At 72.5% G+C, this 12634-nt stretch carries 9 protein-coding genes; 6 read left to right on the top strand and 3 right to left on the bottom strand.

The window, feature by feature from the left end; translation table 11 throughout:
* Positions 1 to 2: 2 nt before the first annotated feature.
* Together LMU33_RS06130 and LMU33_RS06125 are read right to left on the bottom strand one after the other, a co-directional pair.
* On the bottom strand, positions 3 to 1346 hold the full coding sequence (locus tag LMU33_RS06130) for a uracil-xanthine permease family protein (RefSeq protein ID WP_372477892.1): 1344 nt from the start codon (positions 1344 to 1346) through the stop codon (positions 3 to 5).
* Between the two features lie 297 nt (positions 1347 to 1643).
* A complete protein-coding gene (locus tag LMU33_RS06125) occupies positions 1644 to 2444 on the bottom strand; it encodes an SAM-dependent methyltransferase (RefSeq protein ID WP_228618026.1) in 801 nt (266 codons plus the stop codon).
* Positions 2445 to 3306: 862 nt separating this feature from the next.
* Here LMU33_RS06125 and LMU33_RS06120 point away from each other — a divergent pair.
* From LMU33_RS06120 to LMU33_RS06100, 5 genes are all read left to right on the top strand, one after another.
* Complete coding sequence (locus tag LMU33_RS06120; protein WP_372477881.1) at positions 3307 to 5196, top strand: ATP-binding cassette domain-containing protein; 1890 nt, start codon at positions 3307 to 3309, stop codon at positions 5194 to 5196.
* Between the two features lie 128 nt (positions 5197 to 5324).
* Complete coding sequence (locus tag LMU33_RS06115) at positions 5325 to 6293, top strand: threo-3-hydroxy-L-aspartate ammonia-lyase (protein WP_228618024.1); 969 nt, start codon at positions 5325 to 5327, stop codon at positions 6291 to 6293.
* A gap of 122 nt (positions 6294 to 6415) precedes the next feature.
* Entirely contained in the window at positions 6416 to 7105 is a 690-nt protein-coding gene (locus tag LMU33_RS06110; protein ID WP_228618022.1) for a DUF6882 domain-containing protein, read from the top strand.
* 288 nt (positions 7106 to 7393) lie between these two features.
* Positions 7394 to 9619 (top strand): FG-GAP repeat domain-containing protein, encoded by a 2226-nt coding sequence (locus tag LMU33_RS41625; protein ID WP_228618020.1) that lies wholly within the window; start codon positions 7394 to 7396, stop codon positions 9617 to 9619.
* A gap of 190 nt (positions 9620 to 9809) precedes the next feature.
* Entirely contained in the window at positions 9810 to 10460 is a 651-nt protein-coding gene (locus tag LMU33_RS06100; RefSeq protein ID WP_228618018.1) for a TetR/AcrR family transcriptional regulator, read from the top strand.
* A gap of 75 nt (positions 10461 to 10535) precedes the next feature.
* Here the strand turns inward: LMU33_RS06100 and LMU33_RS06095 are convergent, their stop codons facing one another.
* Entirely contained in the window at positions 10536 to 11192 is a 657-nt protein-coding gene (locus LMU33_RS06095; RefSeq protein WP_228618017.1) for a TetR/AcrR family transcriptional regulator, read from the bottom strand.
* A gap of 66 nt (positions 11193 to 11258) precedes the next feature.
* Here LMU33_RS06095 and LMU33_RS06090 point away from each other — a divergent pair, with 66 nt between their 5' ends.
* Complete coding sequence (locus LMU33_RS06090) at positions 11259 to 12599, top strand: alpha/beta fold hydrolase (protein WP_228618015.1); 1341 nt, start codon at positions 11259 to 11261, stop codon at positions 12597 to 12599.
* Positions 12600 to 12634 lie beyond the last annotated feature (35 nt).

Here is a 12634-nt window from a genome sequence, read left to right as displayed (position 1 = left end):
GTTCAGGCACGGGCGGCCGGACTCGGCGCCTCGGCCGGTACGGCGGCACCGGTGTCCGCGCCGCGCCGCCCCAGGTGGTGGAAGACGACGTTGAGGACGGCGGCGACGAGGGCGCCCACGGCGACGCCGCTCTCCAGCAGGATCCGCACGTCGGACGGGAACCCGGCGTAGACGCCGGGGACGAGGATCGGCAGCAGCCCCAGCGCGAGCGCGACGGCGCAGGTCACCGTGGCGGTGTGGTCCTCCAGCCGAGCCCGGCCGAGCATCTGCACACCGAGTACGGTGATCACCGCGAACACGACCATCGCTGCGCCCCCGACCACGGACGACGGCATCACACTGATCGCCCGCGCGACGGGGGTCACGAAGCCCAGGACGACGAGGACGACGCCCGCGGCGGCCGTGACGTACCGGCTGCGCACGCCGGTGACCCGGACGATGCCGATGTTCTCCCCGCTGGTCACCATCAGCGGCAGCCCGAAGCAGCCGCCGAGCAGTGAGGTCAGCGCGTCCCCGCGCACCGTGCGCGGCACGTCGGTGCGGACGTCGATGTCCTTGCCGACCGCCTCGGCGTTGATGACGGTCTGCCCGGTCGCCTCCGCCATGGACGCGAGGCTGTACAGCATCAGCGGGAGCGCGGCGAGCAGGTCGAAGACGGGTGCGCCGAACGGCAACGGCCTGGGCACGCCCACCAGTTGACCGGAGAGCGCGGAGCCCGCGTGGACCTGGCCGAGGGCGAAGGCGAGGGCGGTGCCGACCGCGAGGCCGAGCAGCACGGCGAGTTGGCGCAGGACTCCGCGCAGCAGCCGGGTGAAGACGACGATCAGGCCGATGGTGGCGAAGGCGAGCCCCAGCCGTACCGGGTCCGCGAAGCCGGGCGTGCCGGGCTGCCCGGTGACCAGCAGTGCGCCGACCTTCACCAGGTTGACCCCGACGATCACGATCATCGTACCGATGACCAGCGGCGGGAAGAACCTCAGCAGCCGTGCGAACAGCGGCAGCACCAGGAAGGTGAAGGCGGCGGCGAGCAGCACCGCACCGGTCGCCGTGCGCAACCCGTGCTGCTGGGCGATCGACAGGAACAGGATCAGCGGCGCACCGCCGGGCAGCATCACGAACGGCAGCCGTGGCCCGAACTTCCACGGGCCGAGGGACTGGACGAGCGAGCCGACCCCGGACAGCAGCAGGGCCGCCGACAGCAGGTCGACGGTGATGCCCGGGTCGAGCCGAAGGGTGGCGCTCATCAGGAAGATCGCGGAGATCGGTGTGGCCGCCATGACGAGGACGTGCTGGATGCCGAAGAGCACGATCCGCCCGAGGGGGCGGGACTCGTCGACGGGATGCACGGCACCGGGTCCGGCGGACGGTGCGGGAGTGGGGTCGTCGGACGGTACGGGGGTGGGGTCGACGGGATGTAGGGGACTGGACACGCGCGGGCTCCGTTCGGCTCGCTCGGCGCAGGCCTCGACGATCCGGCCGGGACGGCGGCCAAATCGATTTGGCCAAATCGATTTGGCCGTCAGTATGGAGCCGCCGACGGGGGGTGGGTCAAGGGGGTGAACCGCAAACGGAACACCGGGCCAGGGGAGGCGGAGGGGACGTGCGGGCGGGATGCCTCAATGCCCGCGTCGGAGTTCCCGGATTCAGACGGTCTTGCGGGCCACGCCTCCGTAGAAGCCGATCGCTTCGGAGCCGGGCGGCGGAGTGGCGTCCGGGCGCCAGAACGGAACCTGGGTCAGGCCGGGCTCGACCAGTTCGAACCCGTCGAAGAACCGCTCGACCCGGTCCCGGGGCCGCAGGTTCATGGTGGCGGTCGCGCCGTTGTAGACGGCCTCGGCCTCGCTGCGGTCGTCGGCGAAGTCGCCCGTCGCGTGCGAGAGCACCAGGAAGCTGCCGGCCGGGAGTGCGTCGCGCAGGGTGGCCACGATCCGCTCGGGCTCCTCCGTGTCGCGGATGAAGTGCAGGATGGCGACGAGGAACAGGGCGACCGGCTCGTCGAAGTCGATGATCCGGCGGACCTCGGGGTGATCGATGACGGACCGCGGATCGCGCAGGTCGGCGAGGACGATGCTGGTCGTGCCGGCCCGGCTGAGCAGCGCGTCGGCGTGCGCCTTCACGATCGGGTCGTTGTCCACATAGGCGACGCGCGCGTCCGGGGCCTCTTCCTGGGCGACCTCGTGCACGTTCGGCGAGGTGGGCAGCCCGGTGCCGATGTCGAGGATCTGGCGGACACCGCTGCCGATGACGTACCGGACCGCGCGGTGCAGGAAGGCGCGGTTGGCCTGCACGGAGATCCACACCTCGGGTGCCGCCGCGGCCAGTTGGTCGCCCGCCAGCTGGTCCACCTCGTAGTTGTCCTTGCCGCCCAGGAGGTAGTCGTAGATCCGTGCGGGGTGCGGCTTGCTGGTGTCGATGTGCACGGCCTGGCCGCCTTCCTGAGTCACGCTGTGCTCCTCTCCACGACCGTCACGGCCTCGGTCCCGCAAACGGTTGGCCAAAGCTTCCCATATCAACTACCCGGTGCGCGCCTGGAGTTCCCGGAGCTCAGGATGCGATCCTGGCGGCCGGGCAGGATGCCGCGCACATATCGCTGCGTCTGCGTCTGCGTCTGCGTCTGCGTCTGCGGTGGGTGGTCTCTGGGCGCGACCTGGTGAACCGGGCGCGTCTCACACGGCCGGGCCTGCCCGTACGCCCGGCCGTGCGCGGCACTCGGGCGGTCTGCCCTGCGCATCGGAGGTGCCTCAAGGGCCGGACGTATTCCCGTGCGCCGGACGCATCTCGCGGGCCGGCCTGCCCGTGCACCGGGTGGGCGTCACCCGCGCGGCTCGTTCCGCTGGCCTGTGTGCCGTCGGTGTCGGATGGTCGGAACAAGATCGGTGAGTCGAAGCTTCGTCCGACCGGTCGCGGGTCGTCCCTCCGTGTCCGTGACGAGGCGGGCCGACGCGCCGGGGGCGGGGAACGGTTAATCCATGCGCTCGGGTCGTTCCCCGCCCTTCCATCACTCCCGCCCCGGCTCGGCCGGGGCTCGCCGGAGACCTCGCGGCGCTGTCCCCAGTTGCCCGAGCAGGCGTCCGCAGGCGGTCGACCGGCGAAACCTCACTGGTCACAGCCGTCGCGAGCACCGGCGTTTCGGCCACGTACCTCGGTGGCGGAAGCCCTGCGGGGCTGCGACCGCGCGTTCGACGCCCCGGAATCCCGGGGCCGCGCTTCGTCCGGAAACGCGTGCGTTCGAATCGCCCGCGTCCTCGTTGAGTTGGGCATCCCCGGACCATCCAGGTGCGGTGCCGACCCGAAGGAGGGACGCAGGTGACCGTGACCGACGCCTCGACAGAAGACTTCCCGCCACCTCCTCCGCCGCCGCCGGCCACCATCAGCTACGAGGGCAAGTTCGGCAAGAACCCCCTGGAAGAAGCCAGTTTCCGCAGGATGTGCCGGCGGCTGCCGTCGGTGCTGCGCAGCACCGCGAGCATGGCCTGGTCCGTCGACCGTTCCGGGGTCGTGCTGCTTCTCGTCTGCCAGTTCCTCACGGGCGTCTCGGCCGCCGTGGTCCTCGGCTGCACCGCGCAGGCCATGACCCACATCCTCGGGCCGGGCCCCGTGTCCGAACGTCTGCACGGGGCCCTGCCCGCGCTCGCGGTCGTCACCGCGGCCGCGGCGGTCGGCCGGATCGGCCGGGCCCTCGCGTCCTACGCCGACGGGCGGATCACTCCGCGGCTGGTGACCGAGGCCGACGTGGCGCTCGTCTCCGCCGTCTGCCGGGTGGAGGCCTCCGCCCACGACGAGGACGGCTTCACCGACCGTCAGGAGGCCGCCGAGGTCGGCGTCACCCGCACCACCACGATGGTCAAGGACGCGCAGCAGTTCCTGGCCTCGCTCATCCGCATGATCGCCGCCGGCGGGGTCATCACCGCACTGCACTGGCTGATGCTGCCGCTGTTGCTGCTGGCCGTCCTCCCCGCGGGCCTGGGGGCCGTGCTCTCCGCCCGCGTCGACTACGAGACGCACTACGCCAACGTCGGCGACCGCAACGTACGCGGCATGATGCGCTGGTGGGCCACCTACTCGCGGCACGGCGACGAGGTCCGCGCGAACGGCATGACCGACTACCTCGTCTACTGGTACCGCGCGCTGTCCGAGCGCATCGACCGGCGCACCCTGACCGCCGCGCCCCGCATGCTCCGGATCGTCCTCGCGACCTCCGCCCTCGGCGGTGCCTTCCTGCTCATCACCTGGGCCGCCCTCGCCTGGCTCGCCATGACCGGGCGGGTCGCCCTGCCCGTCGCCGCGACGGCGGTGGTCGCCGTACAGACCACGCTCGCCGCGCTGTCCCAGTTCGTGCAGTACGGCGCCGCGATGTTCCACACCTCCCTCTACCTCGCCGACATGCGTTCCTTCCTCGACATGGCCGCCGAACGCGCCCCGAAACGAGGGGAGTTGGCGATTCCCGGTCAGGTCGAGGAGATCCGGCTCGAGGAGGTCGTCCACCACTACCCCGGCAAGGACGAGCCCGCCGTGGACGGTGTCTCCCTCACCCTGCGGCGCGGCGAGATCCTCGCGGTCGTCGGCGAGAACGGCTCCGGCAAGTCCACGCTGACCAAGCTCATCACCGGCATCCTCCTCGCCGACAAGGGCCGGGTCCTGTGGGACGGTGTCGACCTCGCGCGTGCCCGGCCCGACTCCGTGTGGAGCCGGACCGCGCTCGTCCCGCAGAACTTCGCCTGCTGGCCGCTGCGCGCAAGGGAGAACATCACGCTCGGCCAGCCCCGCACCCATGACGACGGTCCGGTGTGGGAGGCCGTCGACGCGGTCGGCATGCGCGAAGCGGTCGAGCGGCTTCCCCACGGGCTCGACACCCTGCTCGCACGCGAGATCTTCGGCGGCGCCGAGCTGTCCGGCGGCCAGTGGCAGCGCCTGGCCTGCGGGCGCGCGCTGTACCGCCGTACGCCCCTGCTCATTCTGGACGAGCCGACATCACAGATGGATCCGCGCGGCGAGCACCAGATCTTCCTGGAGATCAAACGCATCGCCGCGCGGCGCATCACCATCGTGGTCACCCACCAGCTGGAGAACACCCGCCTCGCGGACCGGATCGTGGTCCTGCAGAACGGCCGCGTCGTCGAGCAGGGGACCTACGACGACCTGGTGCACGCCGACGGGCTCTTCGCCGAACTCGTCGCTCTGGCCAAGGACCGGTGAGGGAAGGGGCCGGTGTCCTGCCGTCGCCGAGCGCCCGTCCGCCCTTTCCCTGGACAGACGGGCTGCGGGATCCTTAGAGTTCTTGTCCAATGATGGAAAACTGGTCCAAGTGACAAGGGGAGACCACCATGGCAGCCGCTTCGCCCGTAACGTTCGACGACGTCCGTGCGGCCGCCGCACGCCTCGAAGGCGTCGCCCACCGCACCCCCGTCGTCACCTCGCGCACCCTGAACGCCCGCGTGGGCGCCGAGGTGTTCATCAAGTGCGAGAACTTCCAGCGCGTCGGCGCCTTCAAGTTCCGCGGCGCGTACAACGCGGCCGCCCAGCTCTCCCCGGACCAGCTCGCCAAGGGCATTGCCGCGTACTCCTCGGGCAACCACGCCCAGGCCACCGCCCTGGCCGCCCGCGAACTCGGCACCAGCGCCGTCATCCTGATGCCCGAGGACGCCCCGCGCCTCAAGCGGGAGGCGACCGCCGGATACGGTGCCGAGATCGTCACCTACGACCGCTACACCGAGGACCGCACCGCGCTCGGTACGGCGCTGGCCGAGGACCGCGGCCTGGCTCTCATCCCGCCCTACGACCACCCCCATGTCATCGCCGGACAGGGCACCGCCGCCCTTGAACTCCTCGACGAGACCGGCCCGCTTGACGCGCTGCTCGTGCCTGTCGGAGGCGGTGGCCTGATCGCGGGCAGCGCCACGGCCGCCAAGGCCCTGCAACCCGGCATCCGGATCGTCGGCGTCGAGCCGGAGGAAGGGGACGACACCAAGCGCTCCCTGGAGAGCGGTACCCGCGTCACCGTGCCCGTGCCCCGGACCATCGCCGACGGGCAGGCCCTGCCCACGCCGGGCGAGCTCACCTTCGAGATCAACCGACGCCTGGTCGACGCCATCGCCCTCGTCAGCGACGCGGAGATCGTCACCGCCATGCGCTTCGCCTTCGAGCGCCTGAAGATCGTCCTCGAACCCAGCGGCGCCACCGGCCTGGCCGCACTCCTGGCCGGCCGCGTCGACAACCTCCCGCACCGCATCGGCATCATCGCCTCCGGCGGCAACATCGACACCGGGCGGTTCGCCGAACTCGTCGGTGGATGAGGGTCGTTACCGCGCGGCGCAGACCAAGCGCCCCCGGCTGCACGCGCAGACGTCCGGCCGCGCCGCACAAGGCCGGTAGGGCTGGCAGACAGCCCGTCGCGGCCGTCCCCTAGGGTCGAGCCATGACGAGTGAGTTCAGCGACGTCTTCCTGCTGGAGGCAGAACGGCACGCCGCCTGGGGCGCCGCGCAGTTGGAGGCCCTGACCGCGTTCCTGCCCGAGGGGCCGTGGAGCGCCGAGCTGTCGTCCTGCCTGTACCGGCAGGGGGATGTGACCCTGCGCGTGGCCGTGCTGGGCACGTACGACATGGCCGAGCGGTCCTGGATGTGGGGTTGGGCCAACCCCGGCCTGCGGGGCACCGAGGTGGTGGCCGCGACCGGCGCCGTCGAGCGGTATGGACGAGCCCACGGCATCGCCGAACTGACCGAGGAGGTCCTGCACCTGTCCGGGTTCCCCGACCCACGGCGCGCGGCGGAGATGCTCGCCTTCACCGGGATGGGAGTGGCTGGAGCACCCGGCTACATCGGCGTGCCCGCGGGCGGTGACACCCAGGTCTACTTCCTCCCCGACGACCCGCAGGTCCCGCGCGCCGGAGTCGACCCCGTGAGCCTGCCCAGGACCCTGCTCACCGGAGCCGGACTCATCGGCCGCTCGTCCCGGCACGTGGTGACCGGCTACTTCGACCACCACGGCCTGCCCCGGCGCGACGAGGCCGGCCGGATCGTCGCCGACCTGCCGGGCGGCAACGCCGTCGAGGTCGACTTCGACACGGCCGGCCGGATCGCGGGCGTCGGGGTCAAGGTGCTACCCTGACGCCGGCTGCGCAGGCATGCGGGCGGCGCGAGAACATCTGCGCCGCTCGAAGCCCGGCCTCGTCGGCCGCAACGGCCCCGGCAGGACCGCCCTGCTGACCGCGCTCGCCGGACGGTCCCGGCCCTCCGCCGGCACGATCACACACACCGGGCCGGTCGGCTTCCCCGCAACGTCCTCCACCCGGACCGCGTCCTGCTGCTGCCTTCGCCCCCTCGTTCGAGTTCCACTTCGGCCATATAAGATCCACACAATTTGCTTACCAAATCAGGGGCCTGGGGGGACCGGATCGTGAACTCGCATGTCGTCAAGGGGGCTTTCGCGCTCGTGCTGAGCGGGACCATGGTGGGGGCGCTGTCCACCGAGGCGGCGTCCGCGCCGACCGCGGGCACTGCCGCGGGGACGGCCACGGTGGCCACCGACCCCGTACAGCCCGGCGTCTGGGGTACGGCCACCGAGCTCGCCCCCTCCGCCCAGCACCGCGTCCTGGGCCTGCAGGCCCGCGCTGACGGCGCCCTCGTCGCCCTGCGCGACCAGCCCCAGGACCCCGCGGTCACCGCGGAGGTCCGCCGGCTCACGGTCCAGGTCCGCCCGGCGGGCACCACCACCTGGGCCGCGCCCCGGACGCTGTCCACCGCCGCCGACCTCTACGACAGTGCCCTCGCCCCGCAGGCCGACGGCTCCTTCGTCGCCCACTGGCGCGAACGCCTCCCGGACGGCACGAGTCTCCTGAAGGCCGCCACCCTTGCCCCCGGGGCCACCAACTGGTCCGCGCCGACGACCGTCGCCACCCTCTCCTCCTGGGCCGAGTACCCCCTGGTCTTCGGCAACGCCACCGGCCGCCTGACCGCCGTCTGGGCCGTCCGGATCGCCGGCGGCCGGGAGTTGCGCATGTCCGAGCGGCCGGCACCCGGCGACACCTGGTCGGAGCCCACCGTGTTCGACACCGTCACGAGCGACGCGGACGACGGGGAGTTCTTCCTGACCGGGCTGCACGCCGCCATCGACAAGGCGGGCAACGCGGCCATCGCCTGGAATCTCGACGACCGCCCGCGCGACGGCGGCGGCTCCGCCTCGGCGGACGGACCCTCGTACCACTCCCGGATCATGGAGCGCAAGGCCGGTGCGACCGCGTGGGTCGACGCCGAGGACCTGACCCCGCTCACCGGTACCCAGCCCGGTGCCCTGCGCCTCGACGCCGACCCGGCCGGCGGTCTCACCCTCCTGTGGGCGACGGTCGGCGGCCCTGTCCGCTTCGCCCGCAAGGGCGCCCCCGGTGAGGCGTGGAGCGCCGTCGAGCAGACCCCGCTCACCGGTTGGTACGCCCCCGCCGCCCTGCCCCGTCCGCTGACCGCACCGAACGGCGACGTCACCCTGGTCGGCGCCGCGGACAAGGCAGTCGTCTCCACCACCCGCTCCGCCCGCGTCGGCGTCTGGAGCGCCGTCGAGCAGGCCGACGACCGCCGTCCCCTCGGCTCGGCCGTCAGCTCCGGCGTCGCCACCGACGGCACCGTGTTCGCGGGCTGGGCGGTGTCCATCGGCAACGGCTCGTACCGGTATGTCTCCGGCTTCCACACCCGTGGCGGCTGGTCGGCTCCCCGGACGCTGGCCACGACCACCGGCAACCGGACCGTCGGCGGCGCCCTCACGGTCGCGGGCACCCGACCCACCGCGCTCTGGTACGACAGCTCCACCCTCGGCGGCCCGCTGCACTGCGTCTTCGGCACCACCCGCCCGCTGCCCCGCGCCCGGGACTACGGCGACGACCGCCGCGCCGACGTGCTCTCCCTGAGCGGTACCGCCCTGACCCGGTACGACGGTGACGCCGCGGGCCACCTCACCGCGGGCTCCGTGCACAGCGGAGCCGTCACCACCGGCTGGCCCGCAGGCACGCGGTTCACCGGCTTCGGCGACCTCAACGGCGACCGCGTCAACGACGTCCTCGCCGTGCTGCCCACGGGCGAGGCACGCATGTACGAGACCCCGGCGGGCCGGCTGCCCGCGCCGACCTCCCCGTACAAGAAGACCAGCAGCGACTGGCGCGGCTACAACGTCCTCACCACCCCCGGCGACCTGACCGGCGACGGCCGCGCCGACCTGCTGGCCCGTTCCGCCGCGACCGGTGACATCTACCTGTACGCGGGCAACGGCAGCGCCGGCTTCGCCCCGCGCGTCGAGATCCGGTCCGGCTGGAAGGGGTACAGCCGGGTGATCGGTGCCGGGGACCTCAACGGCGACGGCCATGGCGACGTGCTGGCCCTCGACGGCTCCGGCGAGCTGTGGCGCTACAACGGCACCGGCACCGGCAAGCTCGCCGACCGTGTGCTGGTCTTCCGTGACTGGGGCAAGTCCTACCGCCAGGTGCTCGGCGCCGACGACCTGAACGGCGACGGCAAGGCCGACCTGCTCTCGGTCGACTCCGACGGCGTGGCCTGGCTCAACCCGGGCACCGGTCACGGCACCTTCGGCAGCCGGGTCCGCGTCGGCTCGGGCTGGTCCGGCCGCACCCTTTCCTGATCGGCGGCCCGCACCAGGGGGTGCCCCATGGTGCGGGCCCACGACCGTCACCACCGTCTCGGGGCCGGCGAACGTCCAGGCCCCGGTCACGGCGGTCTTCGTAACCGGTTCACGGTACGCCTGGGCGGTGGCACATGTGCCATAAAGTCCATCTGCGCCACCGTGGACCGTCGGACCGTACCCTGCTGAAGTGAGCACCAAGCCGCCCTCTTCCCTGACCGAGCGCCGCAAGGCCGCCACCCAGATCGAGATCGCGCACGCGGCGGCCGAACTGTTCGCCACGCAGGGGCCGCACGCGACCACGGCCGAGGAGATCGCCCGGCACGCGGGTGTCGCGCTGCGCACCTTCTACCGTTACTTCCGCTCCAAGCAGGACGCCGTGAGCCCGCTGCTCGCCGCCGGTGCCGACCGATGGCGGACCCTGCTGGAGGCCGCGGAACCCGGCGCCGACCTGACCTCGGCGTTGGAGACGGCGGCGGAGCGGTCCCTGGCGGCACCGGACGAGGCGGCCACGACGGCGCTGCTGCGCACCCGCGAGCTGCTGCGCGCCGCGGCCGACGATCCCGCGCTCCGCGCGGTCTGGTACCGCGTCAACCAGGAGTCGGAGGAACGGCTCGTGCCGGTCGTGGCCCGACTCGCGGACGGTCGGCTCGGAGCGATACAGGTGCGACTCGTCGCGGCGGCGGCCGCGGACGCGATCCGGATCGCGCTGGAGACCTGGGCGGAAACGGAGGCAGGAGTCACCGGCGAGGGCTCACCGGCCGCCCTGGCGATCCACTGTCTGCGCCAACTGTCGGGCGGAATGAGGACGTTGGTGGCGACAGGCGACAGCGAGGGTTAGCGGTACCGGGAGGGCGTCCCCAGCACAGGAGAGGCAATCCGCCCAGCGGTCACCGGCCGCGCCTCCAGGACACCGTCATCCTTCGCCGGGACGCTCTCGCATCCCTCGGTCGGTGCCGGACGACGACGTGGGCACCCCGTGTCTGCGGAACGCGGCAGGGGTCATCCAGCCGCGCAGCGTGGCCTCGATCGTCGACCGGAACGTGGTCTGTGCCGTTGCGGCGTCGAGGGCGCCGGCCAGTTCGAGCATCACCAGGCCGTGCAAAGTCACCCACAGCGAGAGGGCGATCCGGGTCGCCCCGCCGGTGAGCACGGACGCCGTCGACGCGCGGTCGATCGCCGCGAGCAGCGGTCGGACGGGGTCGGCGGTGCCGACCGGGCCCGACGGGTCGAAGGACTGGACCCCGCCGAACAGGACCGCGTACAGCCGGGGGTGCTCGAGTCCCCACCGCCGGTAGGCGACGGCCAGCGCGTGGAGGTCGGCGAGGGGGTCCGCCGAGACGGGTACCGCCGAGAGGTGCTGGTGCAGCCCGGCGACGGCTGTGTCCCGTACCTCGCCGATCAGTCCGTCCTTGCCGCCGAACAGCGAGTAGACCGCCGTCGTCGACGTGCCCGCAGCCGCGGCGACGGCGCGCACGGTCAGTGACTCGCGCGTGCCGGTGGCGAGCAGTTCGGTCGCGCACGCGACCAGTCGTTCCGCGACTGACTCGTCGTTCGTTCTCGGCCGTCCCATGGAAGCAGTCTAGCGAGTTTGATAACGTCGTTTTGAAACGTCGTTCCGAAACTCTGGGGGCTCACCATGTCCACATCCGGATCCGCTCCGCGTCCGCTCCGTGCCGTCGGTCGCTTACTGCTGGTCACCGCCGCCGTCGCCGGCCTGGTCGTCGTCTTCCTCACGTCGCTCGTGCTGACGGACGGGGCCGGTGGAGGACTGGCCGCGTGGGGGACGACTCTCGCGGCCGGGACGGCCGTCGCGCTCTGGCGCGGCCGGCCCCGCACCGGGCCCGCCCGGCTCGTTCCCTTCCTGCCGGTGGCTCTCGCAGCCGCGTTGACGGCATCGGTCTGCGTCCCGACCGTGCCGACGGCCCGGCGGTACCCGGCCGCACTGCCCTTCGTGACCGCACAGCACTGGCGGCTGTCCACGGGCAGCACGGTCGCGGTCTACCACTACCCACCCCGTCACTCCGGCGCCCGGCACCGCGTCCCGCTGGTGTATCTCAACGGCGGCCCGGTCCGGGGCATCTCGCTGCTGGACCACCGCTTCCTGCGCCTCCTGGCACGCAGGGGCTACGACGTCTATACCTACGAGCAGGCCGGTGGCGGGCGCAGCGACCTGCTCCCGATGAGCCAGTACACGATCGACAGGTCGGTGCGCGACCTCGGCGCCTTCGCCGACCGCCTGGGCCGGGGCGGAGTCGACGTCCTCGGCTTCTCCTCGGGCGCGGTCGTCCTCACCCGGGCGCTGGCCGACCCGCGTGTCGCCGCGCACCTGCACCGGGCGGTCATCGCCGAGCCGGGCCCGATGGACGGCCCCACCGCGCGACTCACCGGACACACCGGCCGCCCCTCCGCGCGCGGCCTGGCACCGGCTCCGACGGGGCCGCGGTCGACCCATGTCCCGCGGTACGCCGTCGCGTTCGGCCTGATGCGCCTCGGGCTCCTCAGTCCCGACAACGGTCTGATCGGCCAGGCCGAGGGCGACAACGCGTTCACCGCCGCCGACCTCGGCGGCGACACCGCGTCCGCCTACTGCGCCCGCGACGCCCGTCGCATCCCGGTGGAGGACACGGCGGAGAGCTTCTCCTTCAGCCCCGCCGCGAGTCTTCGCATCGAGCAGACGGTCAAGGACTCGGCGTCCCTTGCCCCCCGACTGCGGCGCTCCCGGACTCCGGCGATGCTGATGATCGCCGAGTGCTCCTCCCAGCTCCGCCGGTGGGAGACCGCCGTCCTGGCCGCCGATCCCGCCGTCGAGCGCACCCAGTACCTGCCCGGAGTCGGACATCACCTGTGGAACGGCCTCGACGACAACAACGAACGAGCCGCCGCCGTCGTCACCGCGTTCCTCCAGGGCGCACGGGCACCCCTGCCGAACTACCCGACCCGTGCGGACATACCGGCCTTCCTGCGTGCCGGGAAGTGAGGCCGGCACCCGGCCCCCGGCTCCCCGGCCGGACT

This window comes from Streptomyces barringtoniae (assembly GCF_020819595.1).
Classification (GTDB): Bacteria; Actinomycetota; Actinomycetes; order Streptomycetales; family Streptomycetaceae; genus Streptomyces; species Streptomyces barringtoniae.
This window is presented reverse-complemented; position numbering and strand designations above follow the sequence as displayed.

Coding starts and splice junctions, on each gene's coding strand:
- LMU33_RS06115 (WP_228618024.1), top strand. CDS start 5,325: ATGGCAGCCGCTTCGCCCGTAACGTTCGACGACGTCCGTGCGGCCGCC.
- LMU33_RS06110 (WP_228618022.1), top strand. CDS start 6,416: ATGACGAGTGAGTTCAGCGACGTCTTCCTGCTGGAGGCAGAACGGCAC.
- LMU33_RS06095 (WP_228618017.1), bottom strand. CDS start 11,192: ATGGGACGGCCGAGAACGAACGACGAGTCAGTCGCGGAACGACTGGTC.
- LMU33_RS06090 (WP_228618015.1), top strand. CDS start 11,259: ATGTCCACATCCGGATCCGCTCCGCGTCCGCTCCGTGCCGTCGGTCGC.